The 17,893-nt window shown below is 44.4% G+C and carries 13 protein-coding genes; 1 reads left to right on the top strand and 12 read right to left on the bottom strand.

Annotation, left to right across the window (positions count from 1 at the left end; genetic code table 11):
* The first annotated feature begins 499 nt into the window (after positions 1–499).
* Positions 500–1,666, top strand: coding sequence for a D-alanyl-D-alanine carboxypeptidase family protein (locus IP510_RS00445; protein ID WP_194362844.1), 1,167 nt, complete (start codon positions 500–502; stop codon positions 1,664–1,666).
* A gap of 180 nt (positions 1,667–1,846) precedes the next feature.
* On the opposite strand, the gene IP510_RS00440 is transcribed toward IP510_RS00445, so the two are convergent.
* The 12 genes from IP510_RS00440 to IP510_RS00385 form a co-directional block, all read right to left on the bottom strand.
* A complete protein-coding gene (locus tag IP510_RS00440) occupies positions 1,847–3,802 on the bottom strand; it encodes a sensor histidine kinase (protein WP_194362843.1) in 1,956 nt (651 codons plus the stop codon).
* 203 nt (positions 3,803–4,005) lie between these two features.
* Positions 4,006–5,427: a ribosome biogenesis GTPase Der gene (der, locus tag IP510_RS00435; RefSeq protein ID WP_194362842.1), complete on the bottom strand. Its 1,422-nt coding sequence runs from the start codon at positions 5,425–5,427 to the stop codon at positions 4,006–4,008.
* Positions 5,428–5,813: 386 nt separating this feature from the next.
* Positions 5,814–7,022: an outer membrane protein assembly factor BamB gene (gene bamB / locus IP510_RS00430; RefSeq protein WP_194362841.1), complete on the bottom strand. Its 1,209-nt coding sequence runs from the start codon at positions 7,020–7,022 to the stop codon at positions 5,814–5,816.
* A gap of 124 nt (positions 7,023–7,146) precedes the next feature.
* Positions 7,147–7,941: a YfgM family protein gene (locus IP510_RS00425; RefSeq protein WP_194362840.1), complete on the bottom strand. Its 795-nt coding sequence runs from the start codon at positions 7,939–7,941 to the stop codon at positions 7,147–7,149.
* Between the two features lie 54 nt (positions 7,942–7,995).
* A complete protein-coding gene (gene hisS / locus IP510_RS00420; protein ID WP_194362839.1) occupies positions 7,996–9,297 on the bottom strand; it encodes a histidine--tRNA ligase in 1,302 nt (433 codons plus the stop codon).
* Positions 9,298–9,368: 71 nt separating this feature from the next.
* Positions 9,369–10,484: a flavodoxin-dependent (E)-4-hydroxy-3-methylbut-2-enyl-diphosphate synthase gene (gene ispG, locus IP510_RS00415; protein WP_194362838.1), complete on the bottom strand. Its 1,116-nt coding sequence runs from the start codon at positions 10,482–10,484 to the stop codon at positions 9,369–9,371.
* Positions 10,485–10,636: 152 nt separating this feature from the next.
* On the bottom strand, positions 10,637–11,452 hold the full coding sequence (locus IP510_RS00410) for a helix-turn-helix domain-containing protein (RefSeq protein ID WP_227669399.1): 816 nt from the start codon (positions 11,450–11,452) through the stop codon (positions 10,637–10,639).
* Positions 11,443–12,378 carry a type IV pilus biogenesis/stability protein PilW gene (pilW, locus tag IP510_RS00405; protein WP_227669398.1) on the bottom strand — a complete coding sequence of 312 codons (936 nt, stop codon included), beginning with the start codon at positions 12,376–12,378 and terminating at the stop codon, positions 11,443–11,445. The genes IP510_RS00410 and pilW overlap by 10 nt, the downstream gene beginning before the upstream one ends.
* A gap of 213 nt (positions 12,379–12,591) precedes the next feature.
* Positions 12,592–13,821 carry a 23S rRNA (adenine(2503)-C(2))-methyltransferase RlmN gene (gene rlmN, locus IP510_RS00400; RefSeq protein ID WP_194362837.1) on the bottom strand — a complete coding sequence of 410 codons (1,230 nt, stop codon included), beginning with the start codon at positions 13,819–13,821 and terminating at the stop codon, positions 12,592–12,594.
* Between the two features lie 385 nt (positions 13,822–14,206).
* On the bottom strand, positions 14,207–14,638 hold the full coding sequence (gene ndk, locus IP510_RS00395; protein WP_194362836.1) for a nucleoside-diphosphate kinase: 432 nt from the start codon (positions 14,636–14,638) through the stop codon (positions 14,207–14,209).
* Between the two features lie 342 nt (positions 14,639–14,980).
* A complete protein-coding gene (locus tag IP510_RS00390) occupies positions 14,981–16,270 on the bottom strand; it encodes an adenylosuccinate synthase (protein WP_194362835.1) in 1,290 nt (429 codons plus the stop codon).
* A 164-nt stretch (positions 16,271–16,434) separates the two neighbouring features.
* Positions 16,435–17,730, bottom strand: coding sequence for an ATP phosphoribosyltransferase regulatory subunit (locus tag IP510_RS00385; RefSeq protein WP_194362834.1), 1,296 nt, complete (start codon positions 17,728–17,730; stop codon positions 16,435–16,437).
* Between the last annotated feature and the right edge of the window lie 163 nt (positions 17,731–17,893).

Here is a 17,893-nt window from a genome sequence, read left to right as displayed (position 1 = left end):
GATCCATAAGCGCATTTGTCGGAATCTTTAGCCGGATACAGGTTATCCAAATCAATGATAATAAACAAACAATCGTATTGGCTAGAGCGGTTGAATAAGTGTCAATCATAATAATGAGAGGCGCTCGTTATTTTGATAGATGTAAGAGAAAAGCTTGCTGTAATTCTGTTGGTCATTGACGAACATTACAGCAGGCTTTTTTGTGTGTATAGTATTCGTTCTTATCAGAGCCCATATATTTAGATGAGAGCAAACACTTGATAGATCGTCACTTTTCTTTTTTATCCTGCCTTATTTTTGCATTTATCGATTCCCCATCGGTTGGCATTTTGCTAAGATAAGGCGTTAATTTTATGTCTATCGTACCGCCCTTCTTATTTTCATTTCGATATCACCTGATAGGTGGTGTTTGAGACATGCTGATTGAAATAATGCATGAAAATTGGTACTGAGTATGAGCGATAGATACATTTGGCTCCATGATGCGGTGTAATGATATATGACAGTAAAGCGTGTAAAAAATCAGCTAGTACAGCTGGTAGTTGGTGTAAGTATCTCGATGAGTGCAGTGATGGCAAACGCAGCCATACAGCCACCTGAGATGGATAATACCGCCTATGTATTGATGGACTATAATACTGGTGAGATTTTGGCACAGAAAAACGCCAACGAGTCGCTACCGCCAGCGTCTCTAACCAAAATGATGACCAGTTATATCATTGAGCAGCGCCTAGCATCAGGTGATCTCAAAGAAGATGAGCAAGTACTGATGAGTGCCAACGCTTGGTGCCGTGGCAGTAGCAGCCAGTCTTGTATGTATGTGCCAGTCAATAAAACTGCCAGCGTGATTGACATGTTACGCGGTATTATCATTCAATCAGGTAATGACGCGTCAAAAGCGATGGCTGAGCATATCGCTGGTAGCGAAGCCTCATTTGCTATCTTGATGAATGAACAAGCAGAAAAGATTGGCATGGAGAACTCTCATTTTGTCAATGCGACTGGTATGCCTGATGAAGGTCATTTGGCTTCTGCTTTGGATTTGGCCAAACTGGCACGCTCTATTATCAAAAATAGCGGCGACTACTACAGTATCTATTCAGAAAAAGAGTTTACCTATAACGGTATTACTCAAGGCAACCGTAACGCCCTGCTCATTACTGATCCAACCGTCGATGGCCTAAAAACTGGCCATACCGATGCGGCAGGTTATTGTTTGGTCGCCTCTAGTAATCGCGAAGGTATGCGCCTAATTTCTGTGATCATGGGTACCAAGAGTCAGCAAGCACGCGCTGATCAATCACGTGAATTATTGAACTGGGGCTTTGGCCACTTCACTACCGTTACCAAAGCACCTGCTGGACAATTCGTTAGCAAAATCCCAGTATGGTTCGGGGAAGCGGATGAGGTTGAGCTGGCTATTGGTGACAATTTACAGATTCTAACCAGCAAAACGCAAAAGAATAAAATCACCACTGTGGTTGATATTCCTGAAAGCTTAGAAGCACCCATCAAAAAAGGCCAAGAAATTGGCAAAATGATGGCCGTTATCGACGGTAAAGCAGTTGCCTCTGTTCCTATCGTGGCAACTAGCGACGTTGAAGAGTCTGGCTTTATGAGCCGTACTTGGCAACGCGTCGTACGCTGGGCAAAAAACCTGTTCTAAAAGGTCGTTTATCTGTTCATGATGCTTGTCATAAAGCCAAAAAGACGCCTCATTTGAGGCGTCTTTTTTATTGATAATCAAGCATTAAAAAGCGGCTAAGATAAGAGTCCCTATAAAGATATCTAACGCGTACAGACGATACAAGAACGCCTCATTTAATGAGATTTTTTGGACTAGATATTATGTCCATACCAGCCAGCGCTTGAGTAAATCACCTAAGGCTTTGCCTTTATAAGCAGCGCTATGGCAGTAATCAATACCAGCCGCTTTTAAGCCGTATTCAAAGCTGTCCATATAACGCACTCGATGCTGCGGATACCAATATATCAATAAGGCACGTTTATCACTTTCGGTACGTTCATATTCACGAATACGCTTGGCTAATAATTCCGCTTTATCTGGAAAAACATCCTCAGCGAACATCACCATCTCAATTTTGCTATTACTCATCTCATCGATGACCCGTTGAGGTTTCTGATGACAGATAACAGTAGCCCCCAAAGATTCTAACTCGCTTGCCAGCGATCCTATTTCTTGATGATAAAAACAAATAATGTTCAAACCTGCCAGTAGACGCTGCTGCCTCGACTGCTGTTGGTTGGGCATGGCGATGGTCAACGTAAACTGAGTGCCTACGCCCAACATACTCTCGACCTCAATACTAGCGCCCATAAGCTGGGTCATTTGCTTGACGATAGGCAGCCCAACACCCGACCCTTCATACTGCCGAGTTTGTGATGAATCTACCTGAAAGAACGGATTGAAGATGTCATCTATATGCTCACTATCAATACCAATGCCCGTATCTTTGACACTGATCTGCCAACGATTGCTCTTACTAAAATGGGTCAGTTGCGAGGTAATCGTGACCTCCCCCGCTGGCGTAAACTTAATGGCATTACTGAGTAATAGAGACAAGACTTGTTCGATTTTTCCTGAATCGCCATACAGACTGTAGTCTATATGATGGATATTACTGACCAAACGCAGTCCTTTTTGATTAGCAATGGGTTCAAATATCGCCAAAAGATCTGCAATCAGTTGTAGCGGGTTGAACTCGTTTGTATGCAGTCTTATTTGACCTTTTTGGATTTGGTTCAGTTGGATAATCTGATCCAGTGATAGCACCAGTTTGTCACTGCCATTGCTGATGATTTCAACCGCGTCTTTTTGCTCGTTGCTTAAGGTGTCATCATCTAGCAACTGCAAACCACCTACAATTGCATTTAATGACGTTTTTAATTCATGAGATATCATGCTTTGAAAGTTGTGCAGCTGTACATCAAGCGACACATCCTTATTGTGCAATTGCTGCTCAAAGGCAGCAAGGGCTTCATAGCCTTGTTTGGTGTCTTGTAGTCGATTGAATAGCACTACCAACGCTTGTTTTATTTGTACCATTTCTTGAAAGTTAAAACGCTGCGGAATAACGGGTAATTGTTCCAATTCTGGATTTTTTGTCACCGTATTACAGACAGCGACCAATGCTTCGATGTCTCTGATAGGCCAGTTAAGTTTTCTGAAGATATATAGCGCAAAGAGCACTGTCAAAGTAACGGTTATCAGCCATAACCATAGGATGCTACGAAACCAATGCATCCGTAAGATATTTACATCCATCGTAATGTTGATATAACCAATCAATGTACTGTTTTCAGTGGCGTCAGTGATTGATGCAGTCTTTTCGGCGCTCTCACTCTTGTGTTCTAATAAAGCCGTCTCTAGTCGTTGATGAGAGCCTGAACGTTTAGAATCTGCGTTGCCGATATACTTACTGACCACTGGGTAGTTAAAGCTGACAGTGTCAGCAAACAATGCATTTTTCCAGTCATCGAGTAAGGGACTGACCTCATTGATAGGCTGAGTGGTTGAATAAAAAACGATACTTTGAATCGTTGGCTCATTCTCTAACAAAATATTTACTTGTTCAGCCACCACATTTGCACCATCGACAGTCGAGGCACTGGTTGTCAGTAGCGCCGCTAATTGCTGGATATGTCGATGCTTATCTTGATAGTGATGTACCAAGCCATAAACAAAAGACAATAAGATACCTGCCAACACAGCCACAACTAAAGCTTGTACGACAGAGCGCCAAATAAGCACGGGCATGGTTTGAGACGAACGGCTGTTCATATCACTCTACTGGTTTGAGGTAATTTTCACTTATAGTACAGGTATTTTGAAGGCGTGATAAGAAAAACATTTAGGCGTTTTGCGACTGATTTTTGATTTCAGTGACAGCATAAGAATTGCAGAGTTACTTAACCCTATTTTGGGTATGTTTTACCGTACTCAATAGCACGGTAAAACAGATTATCCATCAGTCAATTGTACAATTAACGAGGCTTTTTGTCTTTGGTCGTGAATTTTTGCGTACGGTTACGTTCACGCTGACGCAGTTGCTGTGCCTTCGCTTTGGTTGGTGTATCGCTCTTGTTGGCATATGGATTGTCATTCTGCTTGAGAATCACGTTAAGCGGTGTGCCTTCAAGCTTAAACACTTGGCGGAATTGGTTTTCTAGATAACGCTGATAGCTCTTAGGAAGCGAGCTGGTTTGGTTACCATGAATCACGATCACTGGTGGGTTGTGACCACCAATATGGGCGTAACGCAGTTTGATACGGCGACCAGCCACTGTTGGCGGTGGATTCGCTGTGACAGCATCTTGCAATATCTGAGTCAGACGATTGGTCGATACTTCAAACATTGAAGACTTATAAGCACGCAAGATAGAGGGGTATAAATTACCCACGCCTGTGCCGTGTAGTGCAGAGATTAGATGTATTTTTACATAAGGGATAAAGTTAAAACGGCGATCCATTTCAATCTTAATATAGTCTCTTTGATCTTGAGTGAGACCATCCCATTTATTAATGGCAACGACTAGAGCACGGCCGGCATCTAGGGCATAACCAATCATGTGCAAATCTTGATCGACAATTCCTTCATGAGCATCGATAACAATAACGGTCACATTAGAGTCTTCAATCGCCTGCAAGGTTTTGATAACGGAGAACTTTTCTACTTTTTCGTCAATCTTACCGCGGCGACGTACACCAGCGGTATCAATCAACACGTAGTCTTTGCCTTCACGTTTATAAGGAATATAAATACTGTCACGTGTCGTACCAGGCATATCGAATACTACGACTCGATCTTCACCTAACAGACGGTTGACGAGCGTCGATTTACCCACGTTTGGACGACCGATAATGGCAAGTTTCAAGCCTGCTGGCTCTACCACGTTCAGCTGCTCAGGCATGTCAGCGGTCAACACTTCAAGCAGATTACCCACACCGCGACCATGGCTGGCAGCCATAGGATACGGTTCGCCCAATCCTAATGCATAGAATTCTGCAGGTGCAGAGTCATGGACGCCATCGACTTTGTTGGCAACCACATAAACAGGCTTACCTAAGGTATGCAAGAATTTGCCAATCTCAGCATCTGCACCGATCATACCAGCACGAGCGTCAACCACAAATACAATGATATCTGCTTCATGAATGGCGGTATGTGATTGCTCAGACATATAGTCATCAATATTACCCTGGCCATCATCGGCTTCACCAATACCACCAGTATCTACCACAATAAAAGATTTATCTTCATAGGTAGCATCACCGTATTGACGGTCACGAGTCAATCCTGAAAGATCAGCAACCAATGCCTGCCGACTTTTTGTGAACTGATTAAATAGGGTAGATTTACCGACGTTTGGACGACCAATTAAGGCGACGACAGGCTTGATACTCATGGGTTACTCTCAGTGAAAGGCATAATGACGGACAATACAGCAATTCTTATACCAGTTGTTCAACAATAGTATGAATGCACTATATTTGGCCGAAAATTAAAAAATGATGAAACAATAGCCAGCTATTGTAAAATTAAAAAACCGGCTGAATTTAGTATATATATGGATAACGCCTATGGCGTATCGGTCGCATAGAGTACGCGAAAGCCTGTCGTTAAACAAGCAGTTTACACAAGGCACTAAACGCTGACTAAGCAGCGTTTGTGTCACAAAAAGCAATAAGGAGTATAAGCACTTAATAATTTTATCAAAATGACCCATCAGTGGTCATATTTTTGATTGTATTTATTTAAGGTGTTATATTTATTTAAGGTCTTGCTCGTTTATTAGCGCGTCAGTTGCCAGATAGCGACTTGCCCTGATGTGCTCTGAGTCATCAAACGGCTACCCTGTACTTGCAAGCTGGTCAACGCCCCTTTTGTCTCGACACGGCTAACGATGTTACCAGTAGCAGGGTCAAATAAGTGTATCACACCATCTAGATCGCCAACGGCAATGTAGTTGCCAATCATAACAGGGTTGGTGAGATCACGATAAGCCAGTGCATCACTTTCCCATAAGGTCTCGCCGCTAGTACGATCATAAGCAATGACTTTACCCTCTAAGCTCGTAGCAATCACTTGCTTTGGATTCACTGCCAAGGCATTTAGGCTTGCCAATTCATTAACGAACATCACTTGACGCGATGCCAAATCAATTCCTAGCAACTGGCCGCTGTAACTGATTGCAAATAGCTGGTTCTTGTCAACGATAGGCATACCATCCACATCGCTCATGCGCTCAACTTCACTGCTACCAGTACCAATACCGACACGTCTTGACCACTGCGGCAGCCCATTATCAATGGTAATCGCATGCAATCGGCCATCAGCCGTTGCCAATAACGCCGTTTGGTTGTCTAGTAAAGTAGGTGCAGCACTACCGCGCACACTGATGGCAGGGAGTTGGGTCGCAAACTGCCATACCGACTGCCCTGTTTGCAGTGATAGACCATGTAAGAAACCATCATTTGCAGACAGTACCACACGGTTATTGGCGATCAGTGCAGGTGTTAATACAGAACCTGATAACTGGTGCTGCCAGCGTTTTGCACCAGTGGCACTATCAAATGCCAGTATTTTACCACTGCGAGTACTGACCACCGCCGTTTGACTGAGTGCATCCACAGCGACACCGCCAGTGATTTGCTCGTCAACATTGATAGACCATACACGCTCGCCTGTGGCATTAAACCCTGTTAGCTCGCCGCCACGCGATGCTGTCACGATTTGACCATTGGCATAACCCACTTGCAAGTTCAATGGGTCTTTTTTACTGGCTTTTTTATTGCCAACATCGGTGCTAAAAACTGGCTGTAACACGCTGATTGGCTGAGCGATTTGTACCAATTTGACCGGATCGTTAACCACTGGCTTGATACCACGGGTACATCCAATGACTGCCGTACTCATGACAGCCAGTACCGCAACATGCATAGCAGTGGTTTTAATGGTTTTCATATTGAGCATGTTGTTAGAGCGAATAGATTGAGTCATTATATGTTCTCACTACAAATAAATTATTATTAATTGGTGAATGGGCCGATAGCAAATCAGTCATCATTGGGTCATAGGCAAAAAACGTTAAATGATTACCAATGCTCAATACTATTCTACTGACTTACTGAGCGCCTTCGTTAGTAGTGCTTTCTGAGCTGTCTACCACTAGTGGCTGTTCAATAGCAGCGGACTCTTGAATAAGGGCGGTTTGCTCAGCAATGGGTTCAGGAGACAGACCCAAACTTTCCATCTTCAATGCCAGTACTGCACGCGTTTCTTGACGGCTGCTTAGTAGCTTCCACGCATTGTTATAAGATTTGATGGCTGAGTCTTTATTTTCTTGTACTAAGTAAATATCACCTAATAGCTCTTGTTGACTGGCTTCAAATGAGCTTGGCATATCATTGTTGGCTTCTGCTAATGCTGCATCGGCATCGCCCGCAGCTAAAAGCGTTTTGGCATAACGTAGACGAGTAATCGCCTCCAATCCTGCATCACCCAAATCGATGGCCAATGCTTGCTTAAATGTCTCAGCAGCGGCTGTAAAATCATCACTGTCTACTTGCTGACGTGCTTTTATCATCAGTGCTTGCCAAGCATAGATTGACTCACCATGCGTGCTGACCAAAGCGTCGATATCTTTGTCCAACTGGCCACGGCTTTGCTTTAAAGACGCCTGTGCTTCTGCTTCTAAATCTGGGTTTTGTGAAGCCAAATTGACCTCTTCATTCAATCGCTGAATGTCTGCATACTGATCGGCGGCAACCGTATCTACTCTTGCATGATTGTTTTGCCAATAAGTCCAACCAAAATAGGCGGCCAGTGCCACCAAAATAGCAGTAATAATATAACTGCCATACTGTTTTAACGCTTGCATGGAGTTGTCTGCATTCGGCGAATTAGGGGTCAAAGCCATATGTGTTTACCTGATAAATTTACATTGAGGTGCGGATGCGAAAGCCTAAACCGATTACTGACCTAAAAAGTTGTCTTTATTAGACAGCCAATCTTGTGCAACCGTTTTTTGCTCACCTGTTTGCATGTCTTTAATGCTGATCGTATTATCATCAATCTCTTGCTGAGCGATGATGATGGTCAATGCAGCACCGGATTTATCCGCTTTTTTCATTTGTGCTTTTAAGCTGGTGGCGCTCGCCATTTTTACTCGCACATCTGGGCGACTGTAGCGTAAGTTTTGCGCGTAACCCACGCCTGCACTGTACACTTCTGGATGAGCAACAACAAACACATCACAAGCAGATACATCAGCAATCGGTGCCACCACTTCCATCAATAGTAATAAACGCTCAAGACCCATCGCAAATCCAACAGCAGGCTCAGATTTTACAGGCTTTTTGTCTGACTGATCGTCATTTTTGCCGATAGACTTCAATTGTCCGATCAAGCCGTCATAGCGACCACCAGCACAAACGGTCGCTTGGCTACCAAGTTTATCAGTCACCCACTCAAAAACCGTTTTATTATAATAGTCTAGACCACGTACCAAATGCGGATTGATCTCAAAAGTAATACCAAGTGCTGTTAGATAAGACTGCACCTGCTCAAAATGCGCCACACTCTCTTCGCCCAAAAATTCAGCCAGTTTTGGCGCGTCAGCCAATAGGGCCTGAGTGCTTGCTTCTTTACTGTCTAAGATACGTAGCGGATTGGTGGTCAGGCGACGTTGACTGTCTTCATCTAGCTGGTCTTTTTTATCTGTCAAATACTCAACTAAGGCTTCGCGATAGGCATGGCGCTCATCCAGCTCACCCAAGCTATTTAGTTGCAGATGCATCTCATCGCTCAAGCCTAGCTCTTGCCACATTAGATGCGTCATCGCAATCAGCTCAGCATCAGCGTCTGGTAGCGCACTACCAAAGCTCTCCACACCCAACTGATGAAACTGACGATAACGGCCTTTTTGTGGACGCTCGTAACGAAACATGGGACCGATGTACCAGAGTTTTGGCGTATCGCCACGTAGCAAATTATGCTCGATGACCGCACGTACTGCCCCTGCCGTCCCTTCAGGACGTAATGCCAATGGCGTTGGTGGATCTGATTTGTCAGTAAAGCTATACATCTCTTTTTCGACGATGTCAGTGGCACCGCCAATCGCTCGTGCAAACAAATCCGTCTGTTCAACGATAGGCAAACGAATATGCTCATAACCGTATCTGCCCAGCACATCAGCCAATATTGCTTCTAGATGCAGCCATTTTGCTGATTGGTTAGGCAAAATATCATTGAACCCTTTAATAGCTTTGATCATGGTACGGTTATGTCCTTAAAATTTAACAAATATTTTTATCTTTATTGTCTATATATGAGTGAGCGTCTGGCTTATCTAACGCGAATGATCTCATTCTCTCGCTTTTTAGCCAAGTCTTCTGCGTGGGCACGTACCATGCTTTCTATTTCGTCGACCAAATTATCGGTATCGATTAGGTGGCTTTTTTGGCCCATACGGTATACCAATGAACGCGGAGCCGCGCCAACGATACCGATATCGGCCTCTTTTGCCTCTCCTGGGCCATTTACCTTGCAACCAATCACAGACAGATTCATCGGTTCACGAATGTCTTCTAAACGTGACTCTAAAGCTGTCATAACTCTGATGACGTCAAACTCTTGACGTGAGCAGCTTGGGCAAGCAATGAAGTTTACGCCATTAGAGCGAATATTCAGCGATTTTAAAATATCAAAACCAATCTTAATCTCTTCTTCAGGCTCTGCTGCCAGTGAGATACGAATGGTATCGCCAATACCATCGAGCAAAAGACCACCAAGGGCAATCGCAGATTTGACCGCACCAGTGCGGTATACACCCGCTTCGGTCACACCCAAATGTAATGGGTTGTCAATTTGCGCAGAGATCAAACGATACGCATCCAATGTCAAAAATACATTACTGGCTTTAACAGATACTTTGTACTGATCAAAATTGAGACGTTCTAAAATGTCAATGTGACGCATCGCTGATTCAAGCATTGCCTCGCCGGTCGGCTCGGTATACTTACGCTGAATGTCTTTTTCTAGAGAGCCTGCGTTGACGCCAATACGAATAGGAATGTTATGGTACTTGGCACAGGCGACGACTTCACGTACTTTGGCATCGCTACCGATATTACCAGGGTTGATGCGCAGACAGTCGGCACCCGCTTCGGCAACGGCCAATGCAATCTTATGATCGAAATGCACGTCGGCGATTAAAGGTACGCTGACTAGCTTTCGAATCTCACCGAAGGCTTTGACCGTATCCATCGTCGGTGTAGAAACCCGCATCAGATCAGCACCAGCTTCAACGCAGCGCTCAATCTGAGCTACCGTCGCTGCCACGTCGCAAGTATCTGTGTTAGTCATACTTTGGACGCTGATTGGCGCATCACCACCAACCGCGACATCACCGACATAGATTTTTTTGGTCAAACGACGATTAATAGGCGATGGCATTGACATACATGAATCCTTCAAACAGAAATAAAAAAACACAGGGTAATGCACGAAAATCAGCGTATCAACAGTGTATAAATAGCGTCGCTATACTAAAAACCACATAGGTTAGCGACTGAAAATTGCCATTAAGGCTGGCAACTCACGTCAGGCTAACATTATGGGGTTAACTCAAAAGTTGCTTGCTTATCTGTAGCATAAGTCTCTAGAGCGACTGCTTGCTGATTGAGCATCAAACTGACATTGTCGATATTGTCAATTTGCACATTGAACGGCGGCGTCCCTGATAAATCATAATCACCGGCGGTCTGAGTACCACTTATCAAGCTGTTACCAGACGCATCAGTGATACTAACCACTGCATCAGCTGTCAGCTTCATATTCAAAAACGCAGTACCAGCATCTCCTAGGTTCAATGCAGAGCCAGAGGCACCAACGCCACTGGTATCGTTATCGATGGCCGCCCCTTGGGCTTGCTCGATAGCGGATATGTCTTCAACCGTAGACACTGGCTCCGCGTTGTTCTCTTGACTGGCATTACTTACCATACGGAATAAAAATACGGCCAAGATGATAAGCCCGACAACCCCTAAAATCAGTAGCGGGTTGAAACGAATGCGATTGTGCGTGTCACGCTGCAAGGTACCCATCGGACGCAGTGGCGTATTGGTGTTATTAATCGATTTAGCCTTGAGCTCTTTGGGGTAAGCGGTATCAAAACTGCTAGCGATTTTTGCAGAATCAAGACCCAAGTATTTGGCATAGTTAATCGCAAAACCGCGAGCAAAGGCAGCTTGCGGCAACTCAGTAAAGTTTTCGGTCTCTAAGGCTTCTAAATGACGCTTGAGGATAAACAGCTCGGCTGCTACCTCCTCTAAGCTCACTTTCTTATGTTTACGGGCTTGCTGCAACACGGCACCAAATGATCCCTGAGCGTTAGATTGAGTATTCGATGATGGGGTGGTCATTTCCATGGTGCCTCTGGATTATTCAGCCAAGTCTTAAGTTGTTTCGCTTCATCACTGAGTGGATAAGCGGATAAAAGGTTGTGTGCCAATTGCTGGCGTGTTGTTATGTTGTTTTGTGCTGCAGCAAGCTTGATACCTTGTAACAGTAAACGCGGGCTTATACCCTGCCCTTGCACCAGCATCAACGTCTCATCATATAGACGTTGGGCTTGCGGCACACGCTGCTGCTCTAGCAACAAATCGACCAATTCGATATGGGCGATAATGCTACTGCGATTGCCATCGAGTGCCCGCAAAAATGCTTTGGCAGCGGCGCTATTATCCTTTAACTGAAGATAAGTACGCCCTAGATTCTCTAACGCACCGATGCGGCCTTCATAGCCTAGCGACGCCCCTGCAATCTCGAACTGCTCTGCCGCCTCACGATAGCGTTTTGTTTGTGATAAATAAACACCATAATTATTGTGTACTTGCACAAACTCTTTATCGAGCGCGATGGCTTTTTTAAAGTACTCATCGGCTTTTGCAAGATTGATGCGGCTGCCTTCTTGTTGCAGCAAAACACCCATCATATCATAGGCTGGCGCGTAACGGCTATCGGCAGCAAAGGCTTTTTCGAGCTGACGCTGCGCCGTATCAAGCTCATTTTTGCGGATATATTGAGCCGCAAGTGACGTACGCACACGAGCAATCTCTTGCTGATCCAAGTTGCGATCATCACTGGGCCGAGTCGATGTCTGATAAGGCGTGCTGCTAGTCAAATCATTAGACGGTGTGGTTTGACAGCCGCTTAGCAGCAGTCCAGCAATTACTGCCACTAGGATAACCGGCTTTGACATCACGGCTCGGTCAGTCGATGCATCTGCTCGCTTGTGACGATTAAAAAATGTTTTTTGATATTTGAACTGACAAGAATTTTTAGAAGTCATCATAGCCGCCATCATAAAACTGTGATTCAATGCGTTCGATCCTCGAGGCATCAGTTTAATAGATTTAACCCCTATAAGTACAATTTAGTTGTGACTAATTGCGCCCTTATTCCACCTTGACCGTTATTGCTACATTTTCATTACCGTTGCGACAGATAAAAGAGAGTTAAAAATCCATACCAAATCAGATATTAAGGCTATCTTCTGAAGAATCCCCTAAACGTTTTCACGGTCTTTGATACTTTGCTGCCATGCGGCTGAGCGTCTAGTACGATCCGCCACTTGCCCAACCAATTGACCACAGGCCGCATCAATATCATCACCGCGGGTTTGACGAATGGTACAAACAAAACCTGCTTCGCTCAATATGTTGCTAAACGCATGAATACGATTGTTGCTTGATTTGTCATAGTTTGCATGTGGGAACGGATTGAACGGAATAAGATTAATCTTACTTGGTAACCCTTCCAATAACGCAACCAACTGGTGAGCATGCTCATTGCTGTCATTGACGCCATCAAGCATCACATACTCAATCGTGACATGTTTTTTGTGACGTGGATTGACGTCAAACACATAGTTTTTTGCCGCAGCGATCAACTCTTCTAACGGATACTTCTTGTTAATTGGCACCAACTCATTGCGCAGCTCATCGTTGGGTGCATGTAATGAAATAGCCAATGCCACATCGATATCTTGCGCGAGCTGATACATCTTAGGTACGACGCCTGAAGTCGATAAAGTGACGCGACGCTTTGACAACCCATAAGCATGATCGCTGAGCATCAGCTCCATTGAGCCAACCACTGGTTTATAATTCAATAGCGGTTCGCCCATACCCATCATCACAACGTTGGTGACGTTGTTTTCCCATAGGCTATGATCGACGTTTTCTAAGCTGTCATTCTCGTCAGTCATATAAGAAGCATTAGCCACCCACAACTGACCGATAATCTCAGCAGCGGTTAAGTCACGCTCAAACCCTTGCTTGCCAGTACTACAAAAGCTACAGTCCAATGCGCAGCCCACTTGCGAAGACACACACAAGGTTTTGCGACCATTTAACTTGCTGTCATCTGCAGGAATAAGAACGGTCTCAACCAATGAGCCACCAGTGACTTCAAACACCCACTTACGTGTACCATCATCGCTATATTGACGATGAATCACTTTTGGCGGCACCACACAAGCATTGAGCGACAATTTATCACGCAGCGACTTGCTCAAATTGGTCATTTGCTCAAAGTCTGTCACGCCTTGCTGATATATCCATCTCACCACCTGCGTGGCACGGAACGGTTTTTCACCGATACTTTTGAAGTAGTCAGCCAATTGCGCTTGCGTCATGCCAAGTAGATTGGTCTTTGCGTGCGCTTCGTCTACCAGCTTAATGCTATCAGTAAGTTTGGCAGGTACGTGTTGAGTAGGAGCTTGAACAGTGGACATAATAGGTAACCTTTTTGCATGAGCGTAAATGAGCAATGCAATTATTGATATGAGCTTTGCCGTACATAGGTATGGCATGAATGCATGAGCAATCCTTTGTGAGCGTATATTTTTGGACAACTGGTTTTACCAAATGGCTGGCAAAAATCCAGTAAAATAATGCTGACAAAGGATTGCTAACGCTGACTAATATAAGATAATGAGGCAAATCTTGACCGATTTCAATTCAGCTTGCTCTATTATAGTCGAAGTTGGAGATATAGTCGAAGCTGCACATGAGCAATTAATTAAAACGGCCTATACCCATAAGATATAAGCCGTCTTGCAAAACCAATTATCAACAATCAATATACTAAATGCTAGCTGACATTAATAATCGCTGCTATTAACGCGTGCGTGCACATACTTCATCATCGCTGAAGAAGTAGCTGATTTCACGTGCTGCTGACTCTGCAGAATCTGAACCATGTACTGCGTTTTCATCGATGCTGCTAGCGAAGTCTGCACGGATAGTGCCTTCAGCAGCGTCTTTAGGGTTAGTAGCACCCATGATTTCGCGATGCTGAGCGATAGCGTTTTCGCCTTCTAGTACTGATACTAGTACTGGACCTGACATCATGAACGATTTTAGATCATTGTAAAATGGACGCTCAGCGTGCTCAGCGTAGAAACCGCCTGCTTTTTCATCATCAAGTTGCATCATTTTAGCTGCAACGATTTTTAGACCCGCTTGCTCAAAACGGCTGTAGATAGCACCGATGTGGTTGCCAGCAACTGCGTCAGGTTTGATGATAGATAAAGTACGTTCGTTAGCCATGAAAAGCTCCTAATAAATGATAAATTCGGTAAAAAATGAAAGAGTTAATGCTTTGTTTTATCTTTAGCCGCAATGTTGACTTGGGCAGATTTAACTAACTTATTGTTAGTCAAATCTAAAACCTGAGCGCCAACATAGGATTGCTGCCTATTATAATGATTAAGACTATAAATGATAGCGCTAATTTATGACCATACCTTGCATAAAAGTAAATTTATTATGTATTAATGGTTGATAATGCTATGAATTCTGACAAAAGCGAAAACCCCAGTGCTCAGCACTGGGGTTTTATCGATCAATATAGCTATTAATAGTGAAACAAATACAAAGATGTTACTGCAATTATGCGTCGTATGGGTCACGCAATACGATAGTCTCTTCGCGATCAGGACCAGTTGAGATAATATCAACTGGGCAACCAATCAATGCTTCGATACGTTTGATGTATTTTTTAGCGTTCTCTGGTAAATCGTCATAGTTGGTTACACCAACGGTTGACTCACTCCAGCCTTGCATGGTTTCGTACTTAGGCGTGACTGACTCATAGAATTCAGCATCATGTGCGCCTGCACACTCAGTCTCAGGTAGGTTATAGCCCACACCGATTAGCAACTCTTCAAGACCGTCTAATACGTCAAGCTTAGTCAAGCAGATACCTGACATCGAGTTCAGTACTACTGCACGGCGTAATGCTTCAGCATCGAACCAACCACAGCGACGCGCACGACCAGTCGTCGCACCAAACTCATGACCAACTTTGGCCAAATGAGCGCCAACATCATCGAACAATTCTGTTGGGAATGGGCCGCTACCAACACGCGTGGTGTAAGCTTTAGTGATACCCAATACGTAATCTAAATACAATGGACCGATGCCTGTACCAGTAGATACGCCACCAGCAGTTACACTTGAGCTGGTCACAAACGGATAAGTACCATGATCGATATCAAGTAACGTACCTTGCGCACCTTCGAACATTAGGTTTTCGCCAGCGAGACGCAATTGATTTAGATCTTCGGTTACATCAGTAACCATGCCTTTAATCTCTTCTTTCCACTCTTTACAAAGCTTCAAAGTCTCATCAAAATCAATCGCGTCAACTTTATAATACTGAGTCAGTTGGAAGTTATGATATTCGATTAAGTTACGTAGTTTCTCTTCTAAGTCTTCACGGAACAAGTCCGCAAGCTTAATGGCACGGCGTGCAACTTTGTCTTCGTACGCAGGACCGATACCACGACCTGTCGTACCGATTTTGCCGCTGCCACGTTTGGCTTCACGTGCTTGGTCAAGCGCTACGTGGTATGGCATGATTAGTGGGCAATTAGGAGAGATGCGCAGACGCTCACGTACAGGTACGTTATTGTCTTCTAGCTCTTTCATCTCTTTTAACAATGCGTCAGGGGCTAGCACGACGCCGTTACCGATGAAACAAGTAACGCCTTCACGCAAAATACCTGATGGAATCAGATGCAAGACAGTGGTTTTGCCATCGACAACCAATGTGTGACCAGCGTTATGGCCGCCTTGAAAGCGTGCGACTGCTGAGGCTTTTTCGGTTAGCAAATCAACGATTTTACCTTTACCTTCATCGCCCCATTGGCTACCCAAAACTACGACATTCTTACCCATGATCAATCCTTACCTTTATGTATTGAGGTGTGTGCAATAACCATTAAAAACCAACCTAACTCTGTCGAAGATACCTGTACTTATGCATCTAACGACTCATTTAGCGTTTTAACAGCTTATAGTGAATAACTGATACTTAGTGATTGTGCTTAATAAATTGGTCATTAAACCGTTTGCAGATGCCATTGACTATCCGTCATGATCAATCGATGCGTCACGTCATTTGGACGGTCTTCTGCATCCAATGGCATGGTGACGCGATAACCCTGCTGACGTAAACTCTCAACTTGGCCCAACAAGGTTTGCATTTGATCGTTATTTGCCTGACTGCTGGCGGCAAAATCAACCAGTACAACCGTCGGTGCGTCTAGCTGAGTATGCGCTAGCAGACGACTGACATCCATACTAAAGCCGGTGGCCTCACGCAGCGTCTGTGTCTGGCGTTGCATACCATCGAAGCGGCCACCACGTACGAGTGGCTGCGTTTCGCTATTGATATAACCATTGAATACGATGCCCGTGTGATAATGATAACCTGATAGCTCAGTCACATCGATACTGACAGGGCACTGCCACTGCTCTTGTAGATGTGATTTTAGGCGTTGTAGCTCATCCACAGCCGTTGCGATCTGGCTGTCTTTTTGCGCGTTGTCTGACAGTTTTGCCAACAGATTAGCGATATCATGACCGAAACGTGCTAGCACATAAAAGTCATCGCCCATCGGTAGCGTGCGACACACACTTTTGAGCTCTGGCAGGTTTTTATTGGCATATAAGTACATCAGTTGCTCAGTATCACTGTCTGACAATTCAGCCAACTCAGCCAAGCGTTTAAATATCGCCACGTGACCCAAATCTATATGCAGCGTCGCACTCATATTGAGCTTATTGACCATCGTAAACAGCACATCTATCAGCTCGATATCTGCGGCAAGTGACGCACAACCAAATATCTCAGCGCCTAACTGTAATGGAGTACGTGAGCCGAACAGACCAGATGGCAAGGTATGAATCACATCGCCAACGTAGCAATAACGCGCAATACCGGTACCGCCGTGATGCGCATCTATACGCAAAATTTGCGGGGTAATGTCAGCGCGTACACCCATTAGACGGCCAGTCAGCTGATCAATAATCTTAAAGGTTTGACGCTTAAGATCTTCTGATGCATCGCTTAGCAAAGATTCGGTGAATTCAATCATCGGCGGACAAACCAGCTGATAACCATGCGTAATAAGCTGCTCGATTAACTGATGTCTAAGCACTTCTTGCTTATGGGCATCTTCAAACAACACATCAACCACACCGTCTGGCAGCAGCCAACTATTGGCCACATCGCTGGCAAAGGTACTTAAGAATGGCTTGTGATTGGAGACAGCACTGTTTTCAGCAGACTGAGTCACTGTTTCGTTGGTAGCATTTGGCTGGGCAGGTTTTGCAGAATCAGAACTAACAGACACAATAAATCCTTGTTTGGCGTATCGCTTACCAAAAACGCGGTACTGATGCGGTACTTAAAAGGTGATTTGCCGAGTATTGACGTTGTGTTTTTATATTTAACGCGCAACATCATTGACCCAATTATTTATAAACAAACCAGGTAACCGCAAAAGGGTGAATAAT

This window comes from Psychrobacter sp. NG254 (genome assembly GCF_015277735.1).
In the GTDB taxonomy this organism is placed as follows: domain Bacteria; phylum Pseudomonadota; class Gammaproteobacteria; order Pseudomonadales; family Moraxellaceae; genus Psychrobacter.
The sequence above is the reverse complement of the archived record's forward strand: the minus strand, read 5'-3'. Positions and strand labels throughout refer to the sequence as shown.

Bases quoted from the DNA above. Each gene is read 5' to 3' on its own strand.
- rlmN (WP_194362837.1), bottom strand. From the start codon at position 13,821: ATGTCCACTGTTCAAGCTCCTACTCAACACGTACCTGCCAAACTTACT.
- IP510_RS00425 (WP_194362840.1), bottom strand. From the start codon at position 7,941: ATGGCTTTGACCCCTAATTCGCCGAATGCAGACAACTCCATGCAAGCG.
- IP510_RS00390 (WP_194362835.1), bottom strand. From the start codon at position 16,270: ATGGGTAAGAATGTCGTAGTTTTGGGTAGCCAATGGGGCGATGAAGGT.
- hisS (WP_194362839.1), bottom strand. From the start codon at position 9,297: ATGATCAAAGCTATTAAAGGGTTCAATGATATTTTGCCTAACCAATCA.
- ispG (WP_194362838.1), bottom strand. From the start codon at position 10,484: ATGTCAATGCCATCGCCTATTAATCGTCGTTTGACCAAAAAAATCTAT.
- pilW (WP_227669398.1), bottom strand. From the start codon at position 12,378: ATGATGACTTCTAAAAATTCTTGTCAGTTCAAATATCAAAAAACATTT.
- IP510_RS00440 (WP_194362843.1), bottom strand. From the start codon at position 3,802: ATGAACAGCCGTTCGTCTCAAACCATGCCCGTGCTTATTTGGCGCTCT.
- bamB (WP_194362841.1), bottom strand. From the start codon at position 7,022: ATGACTCAATCTATTCGCTCTAACAACATGCTCAATATGAAAACCATT.
- IP510_RS00410 (WP_227669399.1), bottom strand. From the start codon at position 11,452: ATGGAAATGACCACCCCATCATCGAATACTCAATCTAACGCTCAGGGA.
- ndk (WP_194362836.1), bottom strand. From the start codon at position 14,638: ATGGCTAACGAACGTACTTTATCTATCATCAAACCTGACGCAGTTGCT.
- der (WP_194362842.1), bottom strand. From the start codon at position 5,427: ATGAGTATCAAGCCTGTCGTCGCCTTAATTGGTCGTCCAAACGTCGGT.
- IP510_RS00445 (WP_194362844.1), top strand. From the start codon at position 500: ATGACAGTAAAGCGTGTAAAAAATCAGCTAGTACAGCTGGTAGTTGGT.